At 73.7% G+C, this 26,726-nt stretch carries 22 protein-coding genes and 2 pseudogenes; 11 read left to right on the top strand and 13 right to left on the bottom strand.

Going from position 1 to position 26,726, the window contains the following annotated elements; translation table 11 throughout:
* Positions 1-140: pseudogene (locus ACFV18_RS12930) on the top strand (IS4 family transposase); the annotation flags it as partial.
* A 359-nt stretch (positions 141-499) separates the two neighbouring features.
* Here the strand turns inward: ACFV18_RS12930 and ACFV18_RS12935 are convergent.
* Complete coding sequence (locus tag ACFV18_RS12935; RefSeq protein WP_380482358.1) at positions 500-1,216, bottom strand: carbon-nitrogen hydrolase family protein; 717 nt, start codon at positions 1,214-1,216, stop codon at positions 500-502.
* 533 nt (positions 1,217-1,749) lie between these two features.
* On the opposite strand from ACFV18_RS12935, the pseudogene ACFV18_RS12940 reads away from it, so the two are divergent.
* Positions 1,750-1,872: pseudogene (locus ACFV18_RS12940) on the top strand (alcohol dehydrogenase); the annotation flags it as partial.
* Positions 1,873-2,182: 310 nt separating this feature from the next.
* Here ACFV18_RS12940 and ACFV18_RS12945 read toward each other — a convergent pair.
* From ACFV18_RS12945 to ACFV18_RS12990, 10 genes are all read right to left on the bottom strand, one after another.
* Complete coding sequence (locus ACFV18_RS12945) at positions 2,183-3,364, bottom strand: GyrI-like domain-containing protein (RefSeq protein ID WP_380482360.1); 1,182 nt, start codon at positions 3,362-3,364, stop codon at positions 2,183-2,185.
* A 48-nt stretch (positions 3,365-3,412) separates the two neighbouring features.
* Complete coding sequence (locus ACFV18_RS12950) at positions 3,413-4,444, bottom strand: SDR family oxidoreductase (RefSeq protein WP_380482362.1); 1,032 nt, start codon at positions 4,442-4,444, stop codon at positions 3,413-3,415.
* A gap of 32 nt (positions 4,445-4,476) precedes the next feature.
* Entirely contained in the window at positions 4,477-5,724 is a 1,248-nt protein-coding gene (locus ACFV18_RS12955) for a beta-ketoacyl-[acyl-carrier-protein] synthase family protein (RefSeq protein ID WP_380482364.1), read from the bottom strand.
* A complete protein-coding gene (locus tag ACFV18_RS12960; protein ID WP_380482366.1) occupies positions 5,721-5,975 on the bottom strand; it encodes an acyl carrier protein in 255 nt (84 codons plus the stop codon). Before ACFV18_RS12960 ends, ACFV18_RS12955 begins: the two co-directional genes overlap by 4 nt.
* Before the next feature lie 49 nt (positions 5,976-6,024).
* Positions 6,025-7,284: an aspartate aminotransferase family protein gene (locus tag ACFV18_RS12965; RefSeq protein WP_380482368.1), complete on the bottom strand. Its 1,260-nt coding sequence runs from the start codon at positions 7,282-7,284 to the stop codon at positions 6,025-6,027.
* Positions 7,281-7,733 carry a type II toxin-antitoxin system RatA family toxin gene (locus ACFV18_RS12970; RefSeq protein ID WP_380482370.1) on the bottom strand — a complete coding sequence of 151 codons (453 nt, stop codon included), beginning with the start codon at positions 7,731-7,733 and terminating at the stop codon, positions 7,281-7,283. Before ACFV18_RS12970 ends, ACFV18_RS12965 begins: the two co-directional genes overlap by 4 nt.
* Positions 7,720-8,907, bottom strand: a complete 1,188-nt coding sequence (locus ACFV18_RS12975; RefSeq protein WP_380482372.1) for a GNAT family N-acetyltransferase — start codon at positions 8,905-8,907, stop codon at positions 7,720-7,722. Before ACFV18_RS12975 ends, ACFV18_RS12970 begins: the two co-directional genes overlap by 14 nt.
* A gap of 4 nt (positions 8,908-8,911) precedes the next feature.
* Positions 8,912-10,042 (bottom strand): acyl-CoA dehydrogenase, encoded by a 1,131-nt coding sequence (locus ACFV18_RS12980; protein ID WP_380482373.1) that lies wholly within the window; start codon positions 10,040-10,042, stop codon positions 8,912-8,914.
* A 49-nt stretch (positions 10,043-10,091) separates the two neighbouring features.
* Positions 10,092-11,354 (bottom strand): cytochrome P450, encoded by a 1,263-nt coding sequence (locus ACFV18_RS12985; protein WP_380482375.1) that lies wholly within the window; start codon positions 11,352-11,354, stop codon positions 10,092-10,094.
* Positions 11,355-11,601: 247 nt separating this feature from the next.
* Entirely contained in the window at positions 11,602-13,017 is a 1,416-nt protein-coding gene (locus ACFV18_RS12990; protein ID WP_380482377.1) for an MBL fold metallo-hydrolase RNA specificity domain-containing protein, read from the bottom strand.
* A gap of 218 nt (positions 13,018-13,235) precedes the next feature.
* On the opposite strand from ACFV18_RS12990, the gene ACFV18_RS12995 reads away from it, so the two are divergent.
* The 8 genes from ACFV18_RS12995 to ACFV18_RS13030 all read left to right on the top strand — a co-directional run bounded on the left by ACFV18_RS12995 (position 13,236) and on the right by ACFV18_RS13030 (position 23,877).
* Entirely contained in the window at positions 13,236-13,895 is a 660-nt protein-coding gene (locus tag ACFV18_RS12995) for a hypothetical protein (protein WP_380482379.1), read from the top strand.
* A gap of 605 nt (positions 13,896-14,500) precedes the next feature.
* Positions 14,501-15,532, top strand: coding sequence for a zinc-dependent alcohol dehydrogenase family protein (locus ACFV18_RS13000; RefSeq protein ID WP_380482381.1), 1,032 nt, complete (start codon positions 14,501-14,503; stop codon positions 15,530-15,532).
* A gap of 133 nt (positions 15,533-15,665) precedes the next feature.
* Positions 15,666-16,718 (top strand): NAD(P)-dependent oxidoreductase, encoded by a 1,053-nt coding sequence (locus ACFV18_RS13005; RefSeq protein WP_380482382.1) that lies wholly within the window; start codon positions 15,666-15,668, stop codon positions 16,716-16,718.
* A 246-nt stretch (positions 16,719-16,964) separates the two neighbouring features.
* Positions 16,965-17,918: a hypothetical protein gene (locus ACFV18_RS13010; RefSeq protein WP_380482384.1), complete on the top strand. Its 954-nt coding sequence runs from the start codon at positions 16,965-16,967 to the stop codon at positions 17,916-17,918.
* Positions 17,899-19,059 carry a hypothetical protein gene (locus ACFV18_RS13015; RefSeq protein WP_380482386.1) on the top strand — a complete coding sequence of 387 codons (1,161 nt, stop codon included), beginning with the start codon at positions 17,899-17,901 and terminating at the stop codon, positions 19,057-19,059. The genes ACFV18_RS13010 and ACFV18_RS13015 overlap by 20 nt, the downstream gene beginning before the upstream one ends.
* Entirely contained in the window at positions 19,047-21,467 is a 2,421-nt protein-coding gene (locus ACFV18_RS13020) for a lanthionine synthetase LanC family protein (RefSeq protein WP_380482388.1), read from the top strand. Before ACFV18_RS13015 ends, ACFV18_RS13020 begins: the two co-directional genes overlap by 13 nt.
* Positions 21,464-22,423, top strand: a complete 960-nt coding sequence (locus ACFV18_RS13025) for an MsnO8 family LLM class oxidoreductase (protein WP_380482390.1) — start codon at positions 21,464-21,466, stop codon at positions 22,421-22,423. The genes ACFV18_RS13020 and ACFV18_RS13025 overlap by 4 nt, the downstream gene beginning before the upstream one ends.
* A 299-nt stretch (positions 22,424-22,722) precedes the next feature.
* Positions 22,723-23,877: a Tim44-like domain-containing protein gene (locus ACFV18_RS13030; RefSeq protein WP_380482392.1), complete on the top strand. Its 1,155-nt coding sequence runs from the start codon at positions 22,723-22,725 to the stop codon at positions 23,875-23,877.
* Positions 23,878-23,946: 69 nt separating this feature from the next.
* Here the strand turns inward: ACFV18_RS13030 and ACFV18_RS13035 are convergent, their stop codons facing one another.
* Positions 23,947-25,140, bottom strand: a complete 1,194-nt coding sequence (locus ACFV18_RS13035; RefSeq protein ID WP_380482394.1) for an FAD-dependent oxidoreductase — start codon at positions 25,138-25,140, stop codon at positions 23,947-23,949.
* A 230-nt stretch (positions 25,141-25,370) separates the two neighbouring features.
* Here ACFV18_RS13035 and ACFV18_RS13040 point away from each other — a divergent pair, with 230 nt between their 5' ends.
* Positions 25,371-25,991, top strand: a complete 621-nt coding sequence (locus ACFV18_RS13040; protein WP_380482395.1) for a PadR family transcriptional regulator — start codon at positions 25,371-25,373, stop codon at positions 25,989-25,991.
* 162 nt (positions 25,992-26,153) lie between these two features.
* On the opposite strand, the gene ACFV18_RS13045 is transcribed toward ACFV18_RS13040, so the two are convergent.
* Positions 26,154-26,666, bottom strand: a complete 513-nt coding sequence (locus tag ACFV18_RS13045) for a SigE family RNA polymerase sigma factor (protein WP_380482397.1) — start codon at positions 26,664-26,666, stop codon at positions 26,154-26,156.
* Positions 26,667-26,726 lie beyond the last annotated feature (60 nt).

The following is a 26,726-nucleotide window of genomic DNA, read 5'->3' on the forward strand; positions in this document are numbered from 1 at the left end:
ACCGCACCGGCTGCGATCCCGACCGGCTCTCCTTCGTCCGCACCCTGCGCATCGCCCGCCGCCATGTCACCGGACAGGCGGCACTTTCCCCCCTCACGACTCGCCCGGGCACTCACCCGGAGCCTGCGCGAGATCGGTGAACGGCTGCTGCCCGCACGGAGATTGCGCACCAACCCCCGCGTCATCAAACGCAAGATGTCCAACTGGGCACTCAAACGCCTGATGCACTTCGACCCGCCACGACCGGGCCGGCCCGGCGTCGTCCTGGTCGGACCGACCAAGACCACCCCGACTCGCCAAAAATCAACCTAAATCACCGGTATTGCTGCTAGGCCGCCGGTTCGCGCATGCCCCCGCTGGTCCCGGCCGCACGTGGCCCGGTCCGTCGGCGTGGCCGCGCTGCCCTCACCCGTCCTTCGACGAAACGGAAGAGTTCCGGGACCTGTAGCGGGATCCGGGCACGAACGGAACAACCCACCGCGCCCGGCGGCAGGGATGTTCAGGCCGGGGTGGGCAGCGTGAACGCCACGGCTTGGTCCGGGTCGGGGCCGGCCTGTGCGGCGATCTCTCCGGTCGGGGTCCAGACGCCCGAGCCGCCGGACGTTCGACCGAATGAACCGCTGAGGCCTGCCGCCGTGGCGAGGACGACCCAGACGCCGTGGGCGGTGGCACGTTCACGCATGTGGGAGTCGCGGCGGGCCTGGGAGTCCGGGCCGGGGCCGTAGAGGGTGCTGGCGACGTACGCGTCGATTCCGAGCGCTGCCGTGTCCGCCGCGTGCTGGGGCACCGCCGCGTCGTAGCAGATGGCCAGTCCCAGCCTCCAGCCGTCGATCGTGAGCACCGTCGGCTTCTCGCCGGGGGTGAAGCGGTCGAACTCGGCTCCGTGGAGCCACATCTTCCGGTAGGCCAAGGTCACGCTGTCGCCGGTCACTGCCAGCGTGGCGATGTACTCGCGGCCGTCCACGTCACGCACCGGGGCACCGACCAGGGCCATGGCGTCGGCCTCGCGACAGGCTTCCGCGATCGGCCGGAGGCGGCTGTCGTCCGGGGAGAGCGACGGTGCGTCGAGGTCGTATCCCGTGAGGGAGAGTTCGGGGAAGACAACCAGCCGGGCGTCGGCCCGCACGATCGCCTGCGCGTGCAGTTCCGCGTTGGCCAGGACGTCTGCTCCCACCCAACCGGGCTGCACTGCGGCCACTGCCAGTGAGGTTTCCACTCCCGGACTCCTGTCGTTCGACCATCCCCATGATCACCTACTGGCCGCAGCAGCCGTCAAGCCCTGACCCGATGACATGCGTCACTGCCCTGCCAGGACCTCGCGGCGAACACCGGGAGCAGGAACGGCCGGAGTTCACGCACCGGGGATCACCTCGCGCGGGCCGTCCGAGTCGGTGAGCATCGGCAGGTGGGGCGGAACCCGGAGGGAGAGCACCTCGGCTTTTTAGGGGAATCATGCGGACGGCCAGTCCTTCGTCGCCGGGCCGCAATTCGCTTCGGTCTCCGTCCCCGCCGGCGTGCAGGACGCGGGTGAGCGGGAGGCCGAGGTCGTGGTGCGGGTCGGGGAGCGTGCGCAGCCGGGTGTCCGCGTTGCGGGCGGGCTGCGGGCGGGGTGTCGTACTGGTGTACCGGACGCCGTGCAGAAGGGATCCGCCGGAAATGACCACCGTCGCCGCCTACCCCGCCCCCGCCGCCCGTGCCCCGCTGGCGCGCACCACCGTCGAGCGCCGGCCGGTCGGCGAACGCGACGTCGCCGAACACGGCGTGGCGGCCGAGATCGAGACGATCCGCGCTGACCAGGTCAACGAGGCGTACGACCGGGTGCTGGCCAGTGACGTCCGCTACCGGTTCGTCATTGACGCCTCGACGGTCTGACGGCGCGCCGGGCCGGCGAAGGGGGTCGGGTGTGCGACCGATTCTGGTGACCGGCGCCGCCGGCCGGGTGGGCACCGTCGGGCGGTCCGCGGTGGCGGAGCTGCGCGGGCGCGGCCTTGCGGTCGGTGCGCTGCTGCGGCGCGAGGACGAGCGGGCCGAGGTGCTGCGGGCGCCGGGCGCCGGGCGCCGGGCGCCAAGGTGGCGGTGGCGGACGGCGTCCGGCAGGTCACCGGGCGCCCCGCCATCGGGGTCGGCGAGTGGGTCCGCCGGCCCGCCGACCGGATCGCGGGGCGCTGAACACGCGTACCGGTCAGGCGGGCTCGACCGGCTGGCGCACCACGGTCCGGAGCTTCTCGGGGGCGCTTCGGCGGGGGTCGCCGAGGTAGATCTCGTGGTGCTTGGCGCCGGGCCGCAGGCCGTTGGCGGGGAGGTACTCGTGGTGCAGCTGGTGCAGGGCGGGTGCTTCGTCGTCGTAGGAGCCGATGTGGAGCAGTTGGGCGCTGGGGCCCTCGTGCAGGGTGAGCCGGCGGACCTGGGCGATGGCGGGACGTTTCTTCTTGGCGAGTGCGGTCTGCCGGGCCTCGTCGATCATCTGCTCGGTGATCCACCCGGGCAGGCTGATCATCATGGTCCAGTTCCAGCTGTCCTTGTCCCGGCTGGTGAAGGCCTCGAACTCGTCGGCCCACCACAGTCCTTCCAGCGGGCCGACCACGAAGTCCCGTCCCCCGGGGGCCTGCTTGGCGGCGAACTTCAGGGTGTAGGCGACGGCGTAGAGCGCCTCGACCGCGGCGGCGTGGGCGGGCGCGGTGTTGGGGTTGCCGCTGCCGTCAACCGCGAGGAACTGCTGTTCGGGGACGTCCACGACGGCCCAGGTGGTGTTCCTGGGGGCGTAGAACTCCTTCAGGTCCTTCTTGATGTCGTACGGTGCCATGCTCGGTTCCCCTCCTTGCGGGTGCGCACCGCCCAGCGATGCCCGGTAGCGGTCCAACCAGGCCTGTTCGGCGCGTAGTTGACCGAGGCTGTAGTCGAAGATCGCGTGCACGAACCCGGGCGCGGGCGGCCCGGCGGCCTCGGCGCGGGCCACCTGTTCGATCCGTTCGGCGAGCGCCCGGGACCGTCGCTCCAGGGCGTCGAGGAGCTGTTCGTGGCCGACGGCAGGCTGGTTGGCCAGGCCGACCAGGACGCGCGGGTAGAGCGGGTGGAGTTCGGCGATCGCCGCCTCGGCCGCCGCCGCGCAGGACCGCCGCCCCTCGGCGGTCGCGCCGAACACCTTGCGCCGCTTGTCGTCGGCGGCGGCCGATCCCTCGACCTGTTCGATCAGTCCGCGTTCCCGGAGCTTCGTCAGCAGGTAGTAGATCGAGCTGAATCCGACCTCGGTCCACTCCCGCATCCCGCGTTCGGCGATCACTCCTTCCAGCTCGTATCCGTGACGGGGTTTCTCCACCAGCAGCCCGAGCAGCGTCAGCTCGGCGGCGGTCAGGCCTGAGTCCATGGAAAGTATCCTAGCGCTAGAATAGTTGCCCGGACTGCCGGGGCGGCGTCAGGGGGTCAGCAGCGTCCAGGGTTCGGGGCGGGCCAGGGCGAGGCGGGGGCGGCGTTCGGCCCAGTGGTGGACGGAGGCGGCCATGGCGGCGGCGGGGTCGGTGATCTTCCAGGTGGGGTCGAAGGGGCGGCGCATGCTGGTGTAGCTCTGGAACATCGCGAGCAGTTTCACGGCCTGGCTCTGGATCGGCGAGAGCCACTGGTCGGCGAGCGGCAGGAAGAAGCGGTTCCAGCTGTCGACGGACACCAGCGGGGGGCGTGCGATCGGGGCGACGCCGTGCGCGGCGCGGAAGCGGTTGAGGGTGACGCAGATGACGTCGAGGAGTTCGTCGAGGTCGAGGCTGTCGGGGCCGGCGGCGATCACCTCGGTGCGGGGCTGCTCGGGCGGTGCGGCGAGGACGGCGGCGACCATCGCCGCCGCGACCTCGTCGACGGGGCTGATCTCGGCGTGGCCGGCCGGGTCGCCGACCACCACGGCGGCGGTGCCGGAGACCAGCGCCTGGAGGAGGGAGTAGGGGCCGCAGAAGCGGGCGATCTCGCCGGTGCCCCGGCGGCCCACCACCAGGGGCGGGCGGATCAGGGTGAGCGGGCCGGGGTGGGCCTGGCGGGCGATCGCCTCGCAGGTGGCCTTGGACCACTCGTAGCCGTTGCGGTAGCCCTCGAACTCGGTGCCGCGCAGGTCCTCGGGGTTGCGGACGCCGCCGACGTACGCGGTGGACACCTGGACGAGGTGGGTGTCGCGGTCGGCGAGGGCGAGGACGGCGCGCAGCGGCTCCAGGTTGGCGGCGACGGCCTCGTCGCGGGTCAGTGTCCAGCGGGTGCTGGCCGCGGCGTGCACGATGACGTCCCAGTGCCCGGCCAGTTCGGCGGGCGGCGGCTCGGCGCCGATGCGCCAGCGCACCACCGTCTCGTCCCGCCGGGCCACGGGGACGAGGGTGAGGGGCCGGCCGTGCGCCGCGGCGGCGGCCCGTAGCTGGTGCGCGAATTCGGTGCCGACCACTCCGGTGGCCCCGGTGAGAAGGACTCGCATGTTTGGCTCCGCTGGTAGAGCTGGTGGAGGGGTCAGCGCGGGGGCGCGAGCACCAGGCAGGCGTTCTGGCCGCCGAACCCGAAGGAGTTGGACAGCACGGGGGCGGGCGCGACGGCGCGTGGCGCGCCGCTCACCAGGTCCACCCAGTGGGCTTCGGGGCTGCTGCGCAGGTTGGCGACCGGCGGGACGGTGCCGCGGGCCGCGCAGAGCAGGGCGAGTGCGGCCTCCAGCGCGCCGGCGGCGCCGATCAGGTGGCCGGTGACGCCCTTGACGGCGGTGACCGGCGGTGACTGGCCGTCGAAGCAGCGGTCGACGGCCCGGGCCTCGGCGCGGTCGCCGGGCACCGTGGACGTCCCGTGGGCGCTGATGTGGCCGATGTCGGCGACGGACAGTCCGGCGTCGGCGACGGCCTGCCGCATGCACCGGCCGGCCACTTCGCCGGATTCGTGCGGGGCGGCGATGTGGAAGGCGTCGCAGGTCTCGGCCCAGCCGGCGATCTCGCCGTGGATGCGGGCGCCGCGGGCGCGGGCCGCCGCCCAGCGTTCGAGCACCAGGACGGCCGCGCCCTCCCCCATCACGAAGCCGTCGCGGTCGGCGTCGAACGGGCGGCTGGCCGCCGCCGGGTCCTCGTTGCGGGTGGACAGGGCCCGCATCCGGGCGAACGAGCCCATCACCACGGTGCTCACCGCCGCGTCCACGCCGCCGGCCACGGCCACGTCCAGTTCGCCGTGCCGGATCCGGCGGGCGGCCTCGGCGAGCGCGGTGCTGCCGCTGGCGCAGGCGCTGGAGTAGGTGGTGCAGACGCCCTGGAAGCCGTGGCGCAGCGCGATCCGGCAGGCGGGCGAGTTGTTCATGGTCCTGGGGACGGTGTGCACGGGCAGGTCGCGGGGCCGGTGGGCGAAGCCGGTGGTGGCGTTCTCCATGCTGGTCAGTCCGCCGATGCCGGTGCCGATCTGGACGCCGACGCGCTCGGGTGGCTGGCCGGCGGGCAGCTGGGCGTCGGCCAGCGCGTCGGCGGCCGCGCAGAGCAGCAGTTGGGCGGGGCGGTCGATCTGGCGTGCCTCGCGGGGGCTGAGGTAGGCGGTGACGTCGAACGGCGGTGTCAGGCAGGCGATGTGGACGGGCAGGCCGGATTCGATCAGGTGATCGACCCGGGTGGCGGCGGACCGGCCGGCCAGCACCGCGGCGTACACCTCCTCGATGCCGTTGCCCGCCGGGGATTTGACGCCGATTCCGGTGACGGCGACCCGGTGTCCGCCCGAGGGGTGGCGGCCGTTCATACGGCGGTGTCCAGCCGGGTGCGCAGCAGGTCGATGGCGTGGCCGACGTCCCGGGCGGAGATCAGGTCGCCGGGGTCGATGCGCAGCTGGAGGGCGCGTTCCAGCCGGGCGCCGATCTCCATGAGTTCCAGGCTGTCGATTCCGTAGTCCTCCAGCAGGCTGGTGCGGTCCTCCAGTTCGGCCGGGTCGGTGCCGAGGACGTCGGAGATGACCGTTCTGACGGTGACGGCCAGTTCTTCGCGGGTGGGCAAGTGCCTTCGCTCCTTCCGCCGCGGCGTGCGGCCTCGGTGCCGGCCGTGGTCAGCCGGCGGGTGTGCTGCGCAGGGTTCGTCCGGTCGCGGTGAGCGCGGCGTCGAGGAGGGTGGCCGCTTCGGCGATCTCGGCGGCGGTGCTGATCAGTGGGGGGAGCAGCCGGACGGTGGTGGGGCGGCTCAGGCAGGGGGAGACCAGCAGTCCGGTGCCGGCGAGTTCGACCAGGGTGGTGCCGGCGGCGTGCGGGGAGGCGCAGTCGATGCCGCGCAGCAGGCCGCGGCCGCGCACGGCCCGCACCACCTCGGGGTGCCGGTGGTGGAGTTCGCCGAGCACGTCGTCCAGTTGGGCGGCCAGCCGGTGTCCGTGGTCGGCGAGTTCCTCGATGGCGGTGAGGGCGGCGGGGACGGCGGCGCAGCTCAGTGGGTGGCCGCCGAAGGTGGCGGAGTGCAGGAAGGGGTCGGTGGCGAGGGGCGCGTACATCCGTTCGGTGCACAGCAGGGCGGAGAGCGGGACGACGCCGCCGCCGAGGGGTTTGCCCAGCAGGACGGCGTCGACGGGCAGACCGTCGGCGAGGGCGACGGAGCGTTCGCCGCAGCGGCGCAGGCCGCACTGGATCTCGTCGGCGATGACGAGGGTGCCGTGCCGGGCGGCGTCCTCGCACCACTGGCGCAGGACGTCGGTGGGCAGGGGCAGTGCGCCGTTCTCGCCCTGGACGGGTTCGAGGACGAGGGCGGCCACGTCGCCGCCGGCCACTTCGCGGGCGAGGGCGTGCGGGTCGGCGGCGTCGAGGTGGGCGACGTCGACGGCGCAGCCGAGCAGGCCGGTGCGGTAGAGCGGGCTGTGGGTGAGGGCGAGGGCGCCGAGTGATTTGCCGTGGAAGCCGCCGTGCACGGCGAGGATCCGGGTGCGGCCGGTGGCGAGGCGGGCGAGTTTGACGGCGACTTCGACGACGTCGGCGCCGTTCAGGCCGAAGTAGACCTTGGGGAGTGTGTCGCCGAGGTAGCCGCTGAGGTGGGCGGCGGCTTCGGCGGCGACGGGGTTGGCGAGGCTGCGGGTGGCGGTGGGCATGGCGTCGAGCTGGGCGCGGACGGCGGCGGTGACGGCGGGGTGGCGGTGGCCGAGCAGGGTGACGGCGTAGGAGCCGAAGTCGAGTGCGGTGCGGCCGTCGGAGAGGGTCACCCGGCAGCCTTCGGCGGCCACTTCGACGGCGCCGCGGCCGGCGAAGCCGCCGGACAGGGCGAGTTTCGGGGAGAAGTGGCGGCGCAGCCGGTCGAAGACGTCGGTGGGGGTGGCGGTCTGGGTGTTCATTGGCCTGCTCCTTGGAGCAGCCGCTGTTCGAGGGCGGCGAGCATCTGTGTGGCGCTCTCGCGCAGTGCGTCCGCCGCGACGGGGTTGAGCATGTCGGCGAGCAGTGGGATGCCGATGTCGAAGTCGACGTGCAGGGCGACGGTGCTGCCGCCGCCGGGTGCGGCTGTCACGGCCCAGTGTCCGGTGAACGCGCCGAGGTCGCCGCTGAGTTGTTCGAAGTCGAAGCGGCGCGCGGTGTGGTCGATCCGTTCGGTCTCGGTCCAGCGCAGGACGGAGCCTTTGAGGCGGACGGACCAGGCGGTGGTGCGGTGGCTCTCGTCGGGTTGTTCGAGGATCTCGACGGAGTCGACGCTGTCCATGCAGGCGGGGTAGCCGAGGACGTCGACCACGGTCGGCCAGGCGTCCTCGGGGGCCACGGCGATGGGCAGTTGCACGTCAACGCGCGGCATGGGACGGCCTCTTTTCGGTGCGGGTCGGTTCGGTGCGGTGCGGCCCGAGTGCCTGGGCGCGGGCGGTGGCCAGGGCGGGTGGGAGGAGGCGGCGGAGTACGGCGCGGGGCAGGGCGCGGAGGTGGGTCATGGCGTGCCACTGCTCGATGAGCGCGCAGCCCATCTCGACCTTGGGTTCGTAGGCGGTCTGGGCGAAGCGGATGTGCCGGCAGCCGTTGCCGATGGCCAGGCGGACGGCGGCGTAGTGCAGGTTGTGGTAGATCGCGGCGTCGTGGGCGAGGCGGTAGTCGAGGCCGATCCGGGCGCCGGTGGCGCCGTCTCCGGTGAACAGGCAGAGCAGGAAGCCGACGGCCTGTTCGCCCTCGAAGCAGACCACCAGGCGGCTGCGCGGGTCGTCCTGGCCGGTGAGGGCGGCCAGGAAGGCGTGGTCGAGGACGTCGAGGGTCTGGTCGGCGCGGTCCATCACCTGCCGGTAGAGGGCGAGCAGTTGGGGCAGCAGGTGCCGGTATTCGGCGAGGATCTCGATCCTGAGGCCGGGGTGGGCCTGGAAGCGGCGGATCTTGGCCCGGGCGTTGCGCCGCGGCTTGGCGGGGAGCCCGGTCAGGTACTCCTCGAAGGTGGCGGCGGTCAGGGCGAGTTCGGTGTCGGGCAGGCCGGGGGCGAGGAAGAAGCCGGCGGCGGTGAGCGGTGCGCGCAGCGGGGCGAGGTCGGGGGCGGCGAAGTCCTTGAAGACGACGGTGCCCAGGCGCTCGCGGCGCGCGAGGCCGAGCACCGCTTGCACCAGCAGCCGCCCGGCGTGGGCGTCGAGCGGGCGGGCCGTCAGCAGGTGGCCCTGGCCGAGCAGGTGGCCGCAGAACAGCATCGGCACGCGCAGCAGGCGGGGCGCGAGGCGGCGCAGCGGGGTGAGCAGGCGGCGTTCGTGGGGGCCGAGGATGCGGTCGAGCATCAGCTCGCGGAACAGGCACAGCGGCAGGACGGCGACCGGCTCTCCGGCCTGACGGAGTGTCAGGTAGCGGTAGCCGGTGGGTCCGACGCGGCTGCGTTCGAGTGCGGTGAACACGCCCCGGGACCACATGGGGTCATCGGGCGGGGCGAGCCGCTCCCAGGTGCCGGGTGGCAGTTCTTCGACGCTGCGCAGCACTTCGATCTGCCAGTCGCCGTCGGTCGGCCGCACCGGCTCAGCCGATCCGCAGGGCGCGGCCGTCGAGGAACTCCCGCAGTGGGCGGGCCATCCGTTGGCGGGCCGGTGGGTGGAAGGTCAGGCCGACGGCGGCGGAGGCGAGGTAGGAGCCGTCGGGCGAGCCGATGAACGCCATGCCGCCGAGGGCGGCGAGGCAGGCCCTGCTGGTGCGGGCGATGGCGTCCTGCGCGGCGTAGCGGGCGGTCAGCGCCTGGACGAGCAGGGTCTCGTTCCAGTCCTCCTCGGCCATGGCGCGGGCGACGGCCTCCACGGCGAGCATGGCGGCCTCGACGGGGACGAGGTAGGGCGTGGGGTCGTCCTCGCCGCCGCCCTGGCGGTGCAGGACGCGTTCGACCAGGGCGCTGGCCATGCCGAGGTAGCCGGCGGTCAGCAGGACTTCGAACCAGAGGAAGCCGGCGATGTTGAGCGTGTCGGGCACGGCGTCGGCGGTGACGTCGGTGGCCACCACCATGCCCGGGTCCAGCTCGACGTCGGTGAGCCGGACTTCGTCGCTCTCGGCGCCGGCCAGGATGGGGGTGCCCCAGAACGGGCGGACGGTGACGCCGGGGGTGGCGGCGGGGATCAGGGCGACGGCCAGCCGCTGGACGCCGTCCTCGCCGGTGAGGGCGACGGAGGCGGTCAGCAGGTCCATCGAGCGGGAGAGGCTGCAGGGCATCTTGCTGCCGTTGAGCACGATCCGGTCGCCGCGGCGTTCGGCGGTGATGTGCGGGGTGAGGATGTTCTGTCCGGGCCGGCCCTCGGCGAATCCGGACGCCACCAGCATCCGTTCCTTGGCGATCGTCTCCAGCAGCAGCCCTTCCAGGCCGTTGCCGTACTTGGCGGCCTCGACCAGGCCGGCGATGGAGAAGTGGTGCATGGTGGTGGCGACCGCGAGCGAGGGGCAGCGGGCGCCGACGGCGCGCTGCACCCGGACGGCCTGCAGGGCGCTGGCGCCGGCTCCGCAGTGGGCGCCGGGCACCAGCAGGCCGGGGCCGCCGGCGTTCTTGAACTCCTCGATGGCCGGGCTCGGTGCCTGCTCCAGTGCGGCGAGCGGGTGGCGGGCGAGTGCCTGGTCCAGCCCGGGCATGAGCGCTTCGAGTTCGGCGCGTTCGCGGTGCAGGAAGTTCACTGGCACGTCCTTCGGGAGGTGGGTACGACGACGCGTGCGGCGGTGGCGGTCAGCCGGTGGCGGCCAGTGGCAGCGCGTCGAAGGAGCGCAGGCAGGCGGACGCGCGCCGCACCGGTGGCCCGGCGAGGGCGAGCCGGGGGAAGCGGGCGAGCAGCCGGCCCAGCAGCGCCGCCCCTTCGAGGCGGGCCAGCGCCGCGCCGAAGCAGTAGTGCGGCCCGGCGCCGAAGCTCAGCACGTGCCGCTCGGGGCGGCGGACCAGGAACGCGTCGGGCTCGGGGTAGCGCCGGGGATCCCGGTTGGCGGCGCCGAGCACGGCGGTGACGCTGCCTCCGGCGGGGACGGGCAGGCCGCCGACCTCGATGGGCCGGGTGGCGAGCCGTTCGGTCATCAGGACCGGCCCGTCCCAGCGCAGGGACTCCTCGACCGCGCCGGGCAGCAGGGCCGCGTCGGCGCGCAGCAGGGCCGCCTGCTCGGGGTGGGTGAGCAGGGCGTGCACCGAGAGTCCGAGCAGCCCGGCGGTGGTCTCGAACCCGGCGACGAAGACCAGCACCAGGACGTCCACCAGCTCCCGTTCGGCGAGCCGGCCGTGGGCTTCGCAGGCCTGGGCGAGCAGCCCCGAGGTGAGGTCCTCCGCGGGCCGGGCCCGCCGCTCGCGCAGCAGCTCGGTGAAGTACTCGCGCAGCGCCGTCACCGCTTCGTCCGCGAGCCGCCAGTCCTCGGGCGAGCGCACCGGCTCCAGCAGGCGCGCGGCGTCGCGTCCGAGCCGGTGGAAGCGCTCCTGGTCGGCCGGGGGCACCCCGATCAGTTCGCCGACCACCGCGACCGGCAGGGGGTAGCCGACCAGTTCCTGGAAGTCGGCCGTGCCGCCGTCGGAGGTGGCGTCGGCGAAGTGGTCGAGCAGTTCGTCGACGGTCTTCTCGATCGCCGCCGACAGTGCGGCCGTCCGCCGTGGCCCGAAGGCCCGCACCAGGGGGCCGCGCAGGCGCTCGTGGGCGGCGCCGTTGGTGCCGAGCAGCGAGGCGTAGAACATGTCGGCGGCGGAGTGGGCGCGCCACTCGGGCCGTTCCTGCTCCATCCAGGCCCGGTCCGGCACCGCGAAGGCCGGGCCGGCCAGGGCGGCCTGGCATTCGGCGAACCCGGTGAGAAATCGGGTGTCCAATTCCTCGTGGTGCAGCACCGGGGCGATTTTGCGCAGCTCCGCGAGCGGGGCGTACGGATTCTCCCGGGCCTCCGGGGCGAAGACCGACCACAGGATCGCGCCAGCGTTCGCCGGGCCGCCCGTGTTCATCAGGTCAGCTGCCGAACTGTTCATGCGCTCACCCACTTTCGCCCGCCGCCACGCGCGCGGGCTCGTCGAATCGACCCGGAATTCCATTCCGGTTCGGACAGAGAGTACCCGAAGTCGAATCGCGCACAAACCAAGATTTTATCGAAATTCCTATCCTGCGATAGGAATTAATGGCCGTCGGAAGTAATGTCCTTCGGACAATGCCAGGCCGCGCCGAAGGTGCTCCTCACCAGCAGGAGGTGGGCGAGCCGGCACGGGCCGGTGACTCTCCTCAGCGGACCAGCACCCGCTCCCCCGACCGCGGCACCACGGCCGTCCAGCCGAGCTCACGGTCGATCCGGTCGCGCAGCACCTGCGAGCTCTCCGGCTCGCCGTGCACCAGGTACGTCGCGGACGGCGCGGGAGCCGGGCGCAGCCACTCGACGATCTCGGCGGCGTCCGCGTGCGCCGAGAACGCCGGAACGTTGACGACCTCCGCCCGGACCGGCACGTAGCCGCCGTACATCTTCAGCACCCGCGCACCGTCGACCAGATCCCGCGCGCGGGTACCGGCGGCTGCGTACCCGACCACGATCACGGTGTTGCGGGGGTCGGGCAGCAGCCGGTGCAGGTGGTGCACGACGCGTCCGCCGGTGGCCATGCCGGAGGCGGACACCAGGATCGCGGGCAGCGCGGAGTGCTCCAGCTCCAGCGATTCGGGCAGCGAGCGGACCGGCCGGAACGGCTCCGGACTGATCGCCGCCTCGCCCCGGGCCAGCACCTCCGCACGCAGTTCCGGGGCCCGCTCGGCGAACGCGTCCCGGTAGATCCGCAGCGCGGCGAGCGCCATCGGGCTGTCCACGTACACCGGGACGCCGCTCGGCAGCCGCCCGGCGCGGCGGAGTTCGGCGAGCTCGTGCAGCACCACCTCGGTGCGGTCCACGGCGAAGGACGGGATGACGACGCTGCCGCCACGGGCCAGCGTCCGGTCGATGGCGTTCGCGAACCATTCGCGGGCCGCGGCCTCCTCGTGCCGCCGGCTGCCGTAGGTGGACTCCATCAGCAGCACGTCGGCCCCCGTGAAGGGGTCGGGCGGGTTCAGCAGCGGGTGGACGGGCCGCCCGAGGTCGCCGCTGACGGCGAGGGTGTGGCCGTCCTCCAGCACGAGGTGCACCCAGGACGACCCGAGGATGTGCCCGGCGGGGTGCAGGCGCAGGGTGGTTCGGTCGGTGATCCCGATCTCGGCGTGGTGCGGGACGGGGTCGAACTGCTGGAGGGTGCGCTCCACGTCCTGCTCGGTGTACAGCGGCAGCGCGGGCCGGTGCTTGGACCAGCCGTTCCGGTTGGCGTGGTCGGCGTCCTCCTGGAGCAGATGCGCGCTGTCGCGCAGGATCAGCTCGGCGATCCGCGCCGTGTACGGGGTGGTGAAGACCGGCCCGCGAAAGCCGTCCGCGACCAGCCGGGGCAGGTAGCCGCAGTGGTCCAGGTGGGCGTGGGTGAGCACCACGCAGTGCACGTCGGCCGGGTCCAGCGGCAGCGGGCGGCGGTTGCGCCGGCGCAGCTCGGCCAGGCCCTGGAACAGCCCGCAGTCGATCATGACGCGGGCGTGGTCCGTCTCGACCAGGAACTTGCTGCCGGTGACGGTGCCGACCCCGCCCAGGAACGTGAGCAGGCCCGGCCGGGGCGTCGGGGCGGGCTGGTTCTCCATGGCGGCCTCCCGGGGGTCCGCTTCCCAGCATCCGCCGGTGCCGGGCGCTCCGCACCGGCCGCACCCGCACGGAAGGACGTGTACATCCCAGGTTTACCCGCCGCTACCGCACAGGGTTGACGACGCGACGCGACGCCGAAGCGAGGATGGGCCCACCCCGGCAGCAATCCGACAGAGCCAGACAGCGCCCGACAGAGCTCGGCAGAAGGAGAAGGAACGTGAAGAAGATCGCCGCGATCCTGGCAGGCACCGCCCTGCTGACCCTGGGAACCGCCATGCCGGCCCATGCCTCCGACGACTGGACCAAGATCTCCGGCTGGTCCGGCCTGACCAACAGCCGGGCCACCGGCTACCTGTACTACCAGAACCGGATCGAAGGCTGGGGCCGGGTCGACTGGAGCGGCACCACCGTCGAGGTCCACGCCGGCGCCGAGGACGTCCTCGAGGGTGACGGATTCTGCTCCGCCACCCAGATCCGCTACCACGTCAAGACCGGTTCCGCCTGGAACCCGGACTGGCAGTACCGCACTCCCGCCCTCGACTGCAGCGTGAACGGCAGCCAGGTCATCTCGCCCTACTACCGCTCCAACTACCCCATCAAGGACGTCGCCTTCCGCACCTGCCTGGCCCGCGCGGACGGGACGATCGGAGTGCGGCATCTGGTTCTGACCACCCCGAGGACGCCGCAACCGCAGGTCGCCACGCGCCCGTCCCGGCGCCCGCCCAGGCCGGCCGCAGGCGCGGTCAGCTCGGCTGGCGCCGGGTCCACTGCGGCTCGATCTGCTGCCACGCGGTGTCCCAGTCGGCGTAGCGGCGGCGGTCCAGGACGCGCAGCGTTCCCTTCCACACCAGGGTGCAGAGCAGCGGCAGGGCGGTGACGGCGAGCAGTGCGGCGGTCAGCGCCACCGCGACGGCCTCGCCGGCGCCGGCCGGTTGCGGGACGACCTCGTCGCGGTCGTTCAGCCAGATCCGGACCGGGGTGCCGGCCGGCTGGCCGGAGGACACCACGGCGCTCGCCCGGTGGTCGGTGCCGTCGGTGTTCCAGGTGACGGCGGCCCGGGTGGTGGTGACGCCGATCGCGGCCGGGACGTCGGCGACCAGGCGTGCCGTCACCGGGTGCCGGGTGGCGGCCGCGGCCCTGGCCGCCCGGGCCTGGTCCTGGTGGACCAGCAGGCCGACGGCGAGCGCCACCGGGATCGCGCCGATCGCCAGCACCAGCAGAACTCGCGCCACCCACCACTGCACGCGGTCACTGCTCCGCCTCAGTGGGTTCTTCCGTTGCTGCGGATGCGCGTGCATGCCGCCCGCCTTCCTGACCGCTCGACCGGGCCCCGTACCCCTCCAGCTTTTCGGCGACAGCCGCCTCGCGACATGGTCCGGACGGCCCTATTCGGCCCGACAACCGGCCCGGGTCGCCGGGCCGACTCGTCCCTGCGGCGCCACCGGGAGCACGCTGAAGGGACAGGCCGGAAAGGTGGAGACCATGGGTGCGACGGGAACCGCACGAAACGGCGCCTGGGTGGTGGCCCGCCCCGGGCCGATGGGTGCCGGGGACGGGCCGCTCGTCTGGGAGCGGCGGCCACCGCCCGTCCCGGGCGAGCGGGAGATCCTGGTCGAGGTGGAGGCGTGCGGGGTGTGCCGCACGGACCTGCACCTCGCCGAGGGTGATCTCCCGCCCCGGATGCCGCGGTGCACGCCCGGCCACGAGGTGGTGGGGCGGGTGACCTCGACCGGCCCGGGCGTGACGGAGTTCACGGCCGGCGACCGCGCGGGGGTGGCCTGGCTGGCGGGAGTGTGCGGGCGCTGCCGGTACTGCCGCAGCGGGCGGGAGAACCTGTGCCCGGCCTCGACGTACACCGGCTGGGACCGGCACGGCGGCTACGCCAGGTTCGTCACCGCCGACGCCGGCTTCGCCTACCCGCTGCCCGAGGGCCCGCCCGCCGAGGAACTCGCGCCGCTGCTGTGCGCCGGCATCATCGGCCACCGCGCCCTGACCCGCGCGAACCTCCCGCCCGGCGGCCTCCTCGGCATCTACGGCTTCGGCGCCTCCGCCCACCTGACCGCCCAGATCGCGCTCGCCCGGGGCGCCCGCCTGGCGGTCTTCACCCGTGCCCCGGCCGCCCGCGAACTGGCCCTCGACCTCGGCGCGGGCTTCGCCGGCGACTCCTACGACGCCCCGCCGGAGCCCCTGGACGCCGCCATCCTGTTCGCACCCGTCGGCGAACTCGTCCCCGTCGCCCTGGCCGCCCTCGACCGCGGCGGCACCCTGGCGGTCGCGGGCATCCACCTCACCGACATCCCCGCTCTCAACTACCAGCGCCACCTCTTCCAGGAACGCACCCTGCGCTCCGTCACCGCCAACACCCGCACCGACGGCCACGCGTTCCTCGCCGAGGCAGCCCGCGTCCGCCCCACCATCCACCTCACCCGCTACCCCCTGCACCGGGCGGGCACCGCCCTCGCCGACCTCGCCGCCGACCGCGTCACCGGCGTCGCCGTCCTCCTCCCGGACTGACCTGCGCCACCACCCGTCCGACGGCCACGAGTTCCCGGCGAACGCCGCACGCGCGACCGGGGCTGGACGCAGGTCTCCCGGTGACCGTCCCTCGCCCGCAGTAGGGTCCGCGCAAGGGAAAGAGGGGTGCCACATGGAGCGGGCCCGAGTCCTGTTGCTGGATGCGGCTCCTGGCGAGCTGCTGGGTCGGGAACTGGAGCGTCTGCTCGGCCACGGGCTGGCCGTCACGCTGAACCTCCGGCGGGTGGCCGACCGCGCCGGGGCGCGGGCTGCCTGGGCGGGCCGGGTGGACTTCACGGATTTCGACGCCTTCGACGAGTCCGCGCTGCTCGCCGAGACCGTCCGGGGCGGACGCGGCTACCACGCGGTCAAGTCCCGTGCCGGTGTGCCACTGCGCGCGGCGTTCCTCGCGGCGGCGACGGACCCGAGGCTGGCGAACAGGCTTCGGGTGGTCGGCCGGGCCGGGGCGGGCACCGATCACGTCGAGTTGGCGGCCGCCGCCCGTCACGGGGTCGCTGTCACCCACACCCCGGGGTCCAACGCGCATGCGGTCGCCGAGTTCGCACTCGCCCAGCTCCTCGCCCTGACCCGGGATCTCCCGGCACTCAACGAGGCGGCACACCACGGCAGTTGGCGCGCACCTTCCGCACCGGCGGTGGAGCTGTCGGAACTGACGCTGGGCATCGTCGGACTCGGCCGGACCGGCCTGGCCCTGGCCGCGCGGGCGACCGCCCTGGGCATGGAGGTCCAGGGCCTCTCGCGGCGACCGGCCGAGGCATCGGTACCCCGGGCCCGTTCCCTCACCGCGCTGCTGGCAACCAGTGATGTGGTCTCCCTGCACCTGCCGCTCACTCCCCGGACCCGAGGGCTGGTCGGCCGGGCGGAGCTTGCGCTGATGCGTCCGGGGTCGATCCTGCTGAACACCGCCCGGGGCGGGATCGTTGACGAACAGGCGCTGGCCGATGCGCTCCGCGACCCCGCGCACCCCCTCGCGGCAGCCGCCGTCGACACCTTCGAGCACGAGCACGCGGCCTTCGCCTCACCGCTCTTCGGCCTGCCGAACGCCCTGCTCACCCCGCATGTCGCCGGAATGACCAGGAACGCGATGGCCACGGCGGCCCTGCGCTGCGCGGATCACATCGCGGCCCTGCTCACCAACCGCCCCGACGGCGTACCTGTGGTGTGACCAGGTGACGCCTTCCGGCGAACGCCGCGACCGGGTACCCAAAGGGGCCCGGCGAGCCGACCGCGACACAGAGCGCGACGCGGGACCCTTCCGTACCGGTGTCCTCACTCGCACGGGCGACCTGGTGCACCCGTCCGGGCGGCGTGCCGCACTGGTCGTTTGCTGACCAACTACCAAGTGTTCAGGCTGTGCTGTGCCACTTGATGTGCCACTCCCCACTCCGGCTGTTCGCAGGAGGCGTTCGCCATGGCGTTCTTCGTCAAAGACTTGATGATCACTGTGCTCCCGCAGCACTTCCTTCCCCTCGACATCTGCGACGCGACCACCGGCGACGGTGGTGGCGACGGCTGCGGCGACACGGGGGTCTGTGGTGACACCGGCGTCTGCGGGGAGACGGGGGTCTGTGGTGACACCGGCGTCTGCGGCGACACCGGCGTCTGCGGGGAGACGGGGGTGTGCGGTGCCACCGGCGTGTGCGGGCCCACCGGCTGTGGTGACACGGTCTGCGGCGACACCGGCGTCTGCGGGGAGACGGGGGTGTGCGGTGCCACCGGCGTGTGCGGCGAGACCGGCGTCTGCGGGGAGACCGGCGTGTGCGGCGCCACCGGTATCTGCGGCCCGACCGGCTGCGGCATGACCGACTCCTGCGGCATGACCGACAGTTGCGGGATGACCGACTCCTGCGGCATGACCGACGGCTGCGGCATGACGGACAGTTGCGGGATGACCGACTCCTGCGGCATGACCGACAGCTGCGGCCCCACCGGATGCGGCATGACCGACAGCTGTGGCATGACGGACGGCTGCGGCATGACCGACTCCTGTGGCATGACCGACAGTTGCGGGATCACCGATTCCTGCGGCATGACGGACAGCTGCGGGATGACCGACTCCTGCGGCAGCACGGGCGGCATCAACCAGGCCTGGCAGCTGACGGTCGAGCAGAACCCGGCCGCCCTCGGGCCGCTGATCTCGGTCCGCGCCGAACTGGCGGTGCTGCGCGCCCAGATCGCCCAGCACGAAACGGGCGTGGCTCAGCGCCTGGTCGCCATGCCGCAGGCGGCCCTCTCACCGGCGGACATCCAGGTCCCGCAGACCGCGCAGGAGATGGAGTTCCTGGAGGCCCGCCTGTTGGAAGCCGCCCGGCACCTGCGCACGCAGCGTGAGGAGTTGGTGCGGAATGAGCGTCGGCAAGGCTGAGGCACCGCAAGCTCCGTCCGCCGGCCGGGCCTGGGAGGAGCTGCGGGTCCACCCGGACTACCGCCTCGTCCCAGCAGGCGAACTGTCCGCGTCCCAACGTGCCGCGCTCGACCTCGGTGACCCTGGTCAGGTCGCCGGCCTGCTGGTCCCGCAGCGCCCGGGCCGGACGGTGCGGGCTGTCTCCGCCGAGGCGTTCGCCCTGCTCTCCCGGCTGCCCGGCCCCCGGATCGACGAGGTGCCCGATGCCCAACTGGCCTGCCTGGTGCTGGACGGCGTGCTGGAGCTCACCGGCGGCGGCACCCGGCTCTCCGGCCCCCGCGCGATGGCCGTGCTGGGTGTGCCGGAGCCGGTCGGCACACCGGTCACCCGACTCGACCGGATCAGCCGGGCAGCGGTCCGGCACACGGCCGGGCTCGGCCTCGACGGCCCCGGCGACCTGGCCCGTCGGCTCTACGGCTACCACCGCCACCCCGCCTCGCCGGGCTGGACCGCCCGGTTGGCCACCTCGCGCGCGGTGCGCCAGTGGCTGGCCCGTGGCCGGCCCCCGCACCCGCGCGACTGGCGCGAGGTCGCGCCGCGCCCGGACAACGACCGGTGGCGCATCTACCGTCACCGGCGGGCGGCACCCGGCAGCCTGCGCCACAAGCTGTACATCAGCCCCGAACCGTCGGCGCTGCCCGAGGTGCTGCCGCGGGTGGTCCGGATCCTCGGCGAGCTGGCGGCGCCCTGCTTCAAGGTGGCCGACGACGTCTACGGCGTCCTGCGGCCGGACAAGCTGATCGCCTACCTCCCCTCCAGGGCCCGGCTGGACGAGCTGGCCGGCGTCCTCGCCGCGGAGCTGGCGGGCGTCCCCGTCCAGGGCGTCCCGTTCACCGCGACGCTGACCGCCGACGGCCTGCTCTCCTGGGCAGTGGATCCGCCGCCTCGCGGCGCGCCGGCGGGCGCCGAGAGCTGGCGGGGCTGGGTGGCCGGGCGGCTCGGTCATGCCCTGGCCGCCGCCGGGCGGGCCGCCGCGGACACCGCCGAACCCACCGAACCCGCCTGGAGCTACGCGCTGCGCCGGGTCCGCCTGGAGGACGTCGACACCGACACCTGGACCCCACTCGCGGGCCGTCTGGAAGGGGACTCATGGGCCTGGTGACCGACACCTCGCTGACCGGCGAACTCTGCCTCCCTCCGGACGTCGTGATCGCCCCGGTCACCCAGCTGCACGCCCAGGTCCGGCGACAACTGCGCTGCGCCGACTCGGACTACGTGGTGAGCCGGCCGACCGGCCGGACGCGCTCGCTGCTGATCGACCGTCAGGCCGCCGAGTTCCTCCTGGCCTTCCGCCGGCCGAGCACGCTGCCCCAGGCGGTGGTGGCCTACGCCGCCCCGCACGGCCTGGCGGCGCAGCAGCTGTTGGACGAGGTGTACCCGGTCGCGGCGCGACTGCGCGCACTGGGCCTGCTGGTCCGCCCGGGCGAGCCGGCCGCGGCCGCCCTGGCCCACCGGCTGAGCCCGGGCGACCGGGTGGCAGGCTGGACGGTGGTGGGCGGGGTCCAGGCGCTGGAGGACAGCGAGGTCTACCGGGCCCTCGGCCCCGGCGGGTGCAGCGCCGCCCTGAAGATCGCCCGCCGGCCGGCCGATGCCCGGCTCGCGGCCACCCTGCACCACGAGCAGGCCGTGCTCGCCCGCCTCGCCGGAGCACCGGTGCCGGCCGTCCTGGCAGCCGGGACCGAGGCCGACCGGCCGTACCTGGTGCTGGAGTGGATCGAGGGCGTCGACGCCCTCGCCGCCGCCCGGGCGGCGCGCGCCACCGCTGCCGCACCGTCCGCCCTGCGCGAGCTCTGCGCCCGGCTCTTCGAGGCATACGCGGCGGTCCACGACCGCCAGGTGGTCCACGCCGACGTGCATCCCAAGAACGTGCTGGTCGCTCCGGACGGCACCGCGCGCCTGGTCGACTTCGGCCTCGCCCGGTTCCTCGGCGCCGGTGCCGGACCGGCTCGCCAGGGTGTCGGCTACTTCTTCGAGCCCGAGTACGCGCTGGCGGAGCTGGCGGGACGCCCGCTGCCCCCGGCCTCGGTGCCCGGCGAGCTCTACGCCGTCGGCGCCCTGGCCCACCTGATGCTGACGGGCCGCCACTACACCGACTTCCCGCTGGAGCGCTCCGCGTTCCTCGACGCGATCGCCCACACCCCGCCGGCCTCGTTCGCCGACTCCGGTGCGCCCGCCTGGCCCGAGGTCGAGCAGGCGCTGTCGGCGGCGCTGAGCAAGGACCCGGCGCACCGCCCGGCGTCCGCGCGGGCCCTGGCGGAGCGCTTGCGCGCTGCGCCGCTGCCCCGCGCGCGGCCCCGTCCGGCCCGCACCGCGGTCCCCGAGCGCCCGCCCACGGAGCTCGCCGCTTTCCTGCCTGGCGGTGCCTGGTATCCGCGCCAGGCACTCCGGCCGCCGACGGCCTCGGTCCACTACGGCGCGGCCGGGGTGGCCTACGCGCTGCTGCGCCTGGCCCAGCTGACGGATGACCGGACGGCGCTGGCAGCCGCCGATCTCTGGGCCTGCCGGGCCGGCTCCGCGCTCGGTGGGACGGAGCGGTACTGGTCCCCCGCCATCGGCATCACCCCCGAAGCGACCGGGCCGACCGCGCTCCACCACACCCGTTTCGGCATCGCGCTGGTGTGCGCCCTGGTCGCGCACGCCCGCTGGGACCCGCCGGCCGTCAACGCGGCGGTGGACGAGGTGGTCGCCGGGGCGCACCGGCCGCTCGACCGGATCGACCTGGTGAGCGGCGAGGCGGGGGTTCTGCTGGCCTGCGCGCAGTTGCTGGAGGCGCTGCCGGACGATCCGCTGCTGCACTGCGCGCGGCTGCGCGCGGCCGGCCGGCAGGCCGCCGAGCGCCTGGCGGAGCGCCTGCGCGCCGCGGGTGTCCCCGGCGGCAGTGGCTTGGTGTCGCTGGGCATCGCGCACGGTTGGGCCGGGGCGCTGTACGCGCAGTTGCGGTGGGCGAAGGCCGCGCGCGTTCTGCCGTCCGCCACGCTGCCCGATCATCTCGACCGGCTGGCCGCCCTGGCGGAGCGCGACGGCGCCCGGCTGCGCTGGCCCGACCGGGCGGGCCGTCCGGCGGCCGCCGCGCCCTTCGGTGCCGGTTGGTGCGGCGGCGCCGCCGGCCAGGTGCACCTGTTCGGGCTCGCGGACACCGTGTTCCCCAGCTGCGGCTACCGGGAGGTGGCCCTCGGGGCGGGCGCGGAAGCCTGGCACGCCCCGGACGCGGGCAGCAGCTTGTGCTGCGGTCTCACCGGGCGCAGCTACGCCCTGCTCTCGCTGGCCCGGCTGACCGGCGACCGGGCCTGGCTCGACGGCGCGGCCGAGCTCGCGCACCGCGCCGAGCCGTCCGCCGACCGCCCCGGGACTCCCGCGCACAGCCTCTACAAGGGCGCCCTGGGCCGCGCCCTGCTGGAACTGGACCTCCAGCACCCGGACCGGTCGGCGCACCCGCTCTTCGCCCCCGAGGGCTGGCCGCCGCGTGCCCGCTCGAAGGCTCCGACCCAGCAGACCGAAGGACTCCGATGAGCGCCCCCGCCGACTCGATCCCGCTCGGCTTCCTCGACCTGGCCAAGCGCGCCAAGGGCCCGGCCCGCAGGGCGCTCCAGGACTCGCTCCGGCTGGCCGAGCTGGCGGACGCCGCCGGGTACGCGCGGTACTGGGTCGCCGAGCACCACGTCGAGGACGCCGCGCACTCGTGTCCCGAGGTGCTGCTCCCGCTGATCGCCGCCCGTACCGAGCGGATCCGGGTGGGTTCGGGGGCGGTGCTGCTGAAGTACTACAGCCCGTTGAAGGTCGCCGAGACCTTCCTCGCCCTGGAGGCACTCTTCCCCGGCCGGATCGACCTTGGCGTCGCCAAGGGGCCCGGTGTGGTGGACCGGAGCATCGCCGAGGCCCTGGTGAGCGAGAACGTGTGGGAGCTCGGCGAGGACGGCTTCGCCCACAAGGCCTTCCAGCTCGCCGAGCTTCTCGCCGCCGCCCCGGAGGCCCGCCCGGGCGCCGGCGTGCGTGCCCGCCCCTGGGGAGTGGCGCCGCCGCCGCTGTGGATCCTGGGCTCCGGCCCCGGCAGCCCGCAGCTGGCCGCCCGCCTGGGCTGCCCGCTGGCGGTGGCCCTGTTCTTCGGCGGCAGCTCGGCCGACGGCGCCGAGCTTCTCGCCGCCTACCGCGCCTCGGCCCGGCCCGGCACCGCACCGGGTCCGACGATCGTCGCCGTCAGTGTGACCGTCGGCGATTCCCCTGCGGAGGCCCGCCGCCGCGACGACGCGCTGGTCGCGGACGGCCGGCTGGCCGCGAACGTCGTGGGCACCCCGGCGGAGGTGGCGGCCCGCCTGCGGACCATCCAGCAGGCCTCGGGCGCCGACGAGTTGCTCATCACCAGCTTCTCGCCGGACCACGAGGAGCGGGCCCACCTTCTGGCGGCGCTCGCCACCGCCTGGCGCGGCGCGGCCGAGCGGACCCCGCTCGCGCAGCCGGCCGCCAGCTGAGCCCGGGGAGCCGCTTTCCCTCCCCCGGAACCCGCGGACGAGTCCGGCCCGGGCGCGCAGGGGCTGTGCGCCTCCCGGGCGCCTCTCGCTTGTAGGCTCGTGTGGAGCAGCTCTGATTCTTGAAGGGGGATCCTGTGCGCGCCCGTCGGTGGATAACTGTGGTCGCTGGAGTCGTCGCGCTGAGCAGCCCGGCGGTCGCGTACGCCCGTGGCGGGGGCGGCAGCCACGGGTTCGGTGGCGGCGGCGGAGGTGGGGGCGGTGGCTCCCACGGGTTCGGTGGCGGCTTCGGCTACGGTTTCGTGGCCGGTGGCGGCGGCGGTGGGATCTTCCCCCTGCTGGTGATCGTGGCTGTCGTTCTCCTGATCCTGTGGCTCAGGTACCGGCGCCGGAAGGCACGGCAGGCAGCCGGCCTGAACACGGTGTCGGACCGTACGGCGCACCGCGCGGACGAGCAGGCGCGCGAGCGCGCCGACCAGGTCGGGGCCCGGGTCGATGCCATCGCCGACACGGATGCGACCTTCGACCGCGCCGCGCTCGAGCGCCGGGCCGTCTGGCTGTACGTGACCGCCCAGCAGGCCTGGACCCAGAACGATCACGCCACGCTGCAGCAGATCCTGTCCCCGGTGCTCTACGGCAAGTGGGCCGACGAGCTGCACGACTACGCGTCGCGCGGCGAGGTCAACGTCGTGGAGATCGTCTCCGGCCCGGTGGTCGAGCTGGTCGACGTCGCGAACCGCGCAGGCGAGGTGAACGACACCGTCACCTTCCGGGTCACCGCGACGCTCAGGGACTACGTACGCCGCGGCTACGGCCCGGACGCCGTGCGCAAGGACGGCTCGACGCGCCCGGTCGAGTACTGGACGCTGCGCAAGAACCAGGCCGGGGAGTGGATCGTGTCGTCGGTCGAGCAGGCGGCCGAGGGCGCGCACCACCTGACCAGCGCCATCGAGACGGACGGCTGGGACCAGAAGGAGGTCGCTCGCGAGGCGGTGCTCGAGGTGGCCGGGAAGACCGCGGTCAAGGGTGTGAGTGACATCCTCTCGCTCACCAACATTTCGTGGAGCACGGATGCCGACACCGCCGCCGGCGATCTGAGCGTGCTCGACGGCCGCTTCGACAGGGCGGTTCTCGAGGTCGCGGTCGAGCGGTTCCTCGAGGAGTGGGTCATGAACGACGGCAGCCTGGACTTCACGTCCCTGCGCACGGTCGATCGAACCGTCATGCGTGACGCTGTCATCAGGTCGGTCACGGTGCGCTCGCTGGTCTCGCGCGACCCGATCGTCTTCCGTGTCTCGGTCGACGCGGAGGGCGTCTACTACGAGGTCGACCGGCGCAGCGAGCAGGTGCTCCGTGGCGACGCACGCGAGCGCCGGCCGATCACCTTCGTGTTCGACCTCCGGCTGGACGACGCGTCGGCCAAGGCGTGGACCGTGGTCGCCGCCGACGCGAAGTAAGGGCTGCCTCGTCACGCGTGGCGTGTTGGGGCCGGGTCGCACTCTCCGGGCCGGGGTTGTCCAGGCCGGTCAGGCGGCCGGCTCGGCCGAGTCGATGCGGTGCCGCAGCGGCCAGGAGAGCTTCTCCTGGTTCATCAGCTTCATGGCGACCGGCATCAGCGCGTCGCGCAGCACCCGCCCGACCGGGCCGGCCGCCTTGTTGCTGTTGGTGCGCTCGGTCTGCTTGATGATGCGCTCGACCCGCGGGCGGCGCAGTTCCTCGTACCGGTCGAGTGCCCGGGTGAGGGGCAGGTCCCGCAGGCAGCGGGCGAGTTCCACCGAGCTCTCGATCGCCAGTGAGGCGCCCTGGCCGGAGCTGGAGGACGGCGCGTGGGCCGCGTCCCCGGTCAGCACCATCCGGCCGCGGCTCCAGTGCGGCACCCGGGGCATGTTTTCCATCGGCCCGGTCATCAGCAGCGCGGCCGGATCGGTGCGCCGGATCAGGTCCGGCGCCGGGGTGCGGTCGTCGGCGCAGGCCTCGGCCAGCACCTGGAGCCACCGCTCGGCTCCGCGGGAGGCCGCCTCGGCCGGTGTCAGCGGCTCCGGGTGTGGCAGGTTGACGAACCAGACGGCGTTGCCGCCGATCACCTGCAGCCCGAAGAAGGCTCGCTTGCCGAAGGTCATGAACATCTTTCCGCCGGTGTCCGGCACCAGGCCGGCTTCGGCGCTGACGGCGCCGAAGCCCTGCAGCCCGGTGTAGCGCGGCTGCGGGGCGGCCGGGTCGATCAGCGTGCGCACGGTGGAGCGGATCCCGTCGGCGCCGACCAGCAGTTCGCCGGTGGCGGTGGTGCCGTCGGCGAACCTCGCGGTGACAGTGCCCTCGCCCTCCTCGACTCCGGTCAGCCGCTTGCCGTGCTCGATCCGGATGCCCCGGCGCCGGGCCTCGCCGTACAGCGCCTGGTAGAGGTCGCTGCGCATGACCAGCCGGGTGGGTTCCAGCGTGTCGGGGCTGCCGATCTCGGCGAGCCGCTTGCCGTTCCAGCTCTGCAGCACGATCGCCTTCATCGGGTCGCCGAGCCGCCGGATCCGGTCGCCGACGCCGATCGCGTCCAGCGCGGCGAGGCCGTTGGGTGCCAGGCCGAGTGCGGCGCCGACGCTCTCGGCGGTGCCCTCGTAGGCCTCGTACACGGTGGCCTCGATGCCCGCCTGCTGCAGGGCCATCGCGGTGACCGGGCCGGCCACGCCGCCGCCGATGACCAGGGCAGTGGTGATCTTCGTTGTCATGTCCTCGTGCTCCTTCGGGGTCAGACCCGGGCCGGGTCGTCGGCGACGCGTGCGGCGCCGGTGCGGTGGGCCGGTCGGGGGGAGCGCAGGTCCGGGACGTGGATGCGCTCGGTGGTGGTGCTCATGGCGGAAGTGCCCCCTCGTCGGGGCCGACTCTCTGCCGGCCCGCCAATAGTTGCACTGCGACTAGTTCCGCTGCAACTAGTTTCGCTGGGAGTAGTATCCGGCGCATGAGTACTGCCCCCAAGAGCTCGCCGATCCAGCTCACCGTGCTGTCGCTGCTGCACCTCAAGCCGCTGCACCCGTACGGGATGCAGCGGCTGCTCAAGGAGTGGGGCAAGGACCAGGTGGTGAACGTCGGACAGCGCACCAGCCTCTACCGCGCGATCGACCGGCTGCTGGGGGCCGGGCTGATCGCCGTCCGTGAGACCGGGCGCGACCAGCAGTACCCGGAGCGCACCGTCTACGAGGTCACCGACGCCGGCCGCGCGACCACCCGCACCTGGCTGCTGGAGATGCTGCGCGAACCCAAGCTCGAGTTCCCCGAGTTCCCGGTCGCCCTCGCCAACCTGATGCTGCTCGCACCGGACGAGATCGAGCAGGCCCTCACCGCCCGCCTCACCGCGGTGCGCGCCGGCCAGGCCGCCCAGGAGCGCTCGCTCGCCGACACGGCGGCGCTCGGCGTACCCCGGGTCGCGATGCTGGAGAACGAGTACGCCCGCGCCCTCGCCGCAGCCGAGGGCGACTGGCTGGAGTCCGTCCTCGCCGACCTCCGCTCGGGCCACCTCACCTGGAGCGGCGAGGAGCTGATCGCGATCGCCCAGGCCGGCGACGCCCAGGCACCGCAGTAGCCCACCCGGAGGGGCGGGCCACCCGCGTCGGCATCAACACTGGTACGCAGGGCGTAAGTTGACGCGGGGCCGGGCGCGACGTCCCCGTGTTCGCCAACGCGGGCGGCGCGCACGAACCCGAGCCGCTGGGACGGGTCGGGTGGCCACGGCGGCCGGGCGGCGTCAGGAGGCGAAGAGATCGGTGCGGTCCTCGCCGAGGTGGGCCCGCAGGACGGCCAGGGCGCGCATGCTCTGGGTCTTCACCACGGAGTTGCTGACCCCCACCATCTCGGCGGTGGCCTCGACGGTGTGGTCCTCCCAGTAGCGCAGCAGCACGATCGCCCGGTCCCTGGCGGTGAGCAGCGCGAGAGCGTCGATCAGGGTGAGCCGGATGTCCGCCGAGCCGCCCTCGTGGCCGCTGTCCGGGATTCGGTCGGGGACCTGGTCGATCGCCACCTCGCCGGTGCTGCGCAGGCGCTTGTGGTCGAGCAGGCTGTTGAGCAGCACCTTGCGTGCGTAGCCGAACGGGTCGAGGTCCCGGCGGGTGATCCGGGGCCAGGCGAGGTACATCTTGGTGAGCGTCGTCTGGGTGAGGTCCTGCGCCAAGTGCCAGTCGCGGCACATCAGGTAGGCGATCTGGCGCAGCCTGACCGCCCCGGCCTCCGCGAACGCGGTGAACTCTGCTTCTTTCCGCACCGGTGGTGCCCCCTGATCGTGTGTGCGGTGGATCCCGGGTGGGGAGCGCGGCCCCGGAGG

The sequence above is a fragment of the Kitasatospora sp. NPDC059673 genome (assembly GCF_042734215.1).
Taxonomy (GTDB): Bacteria; Actinomycetota; Actinomycetes; order Streptomycetales; family Streptomycetaceae; genus Kitasatospora.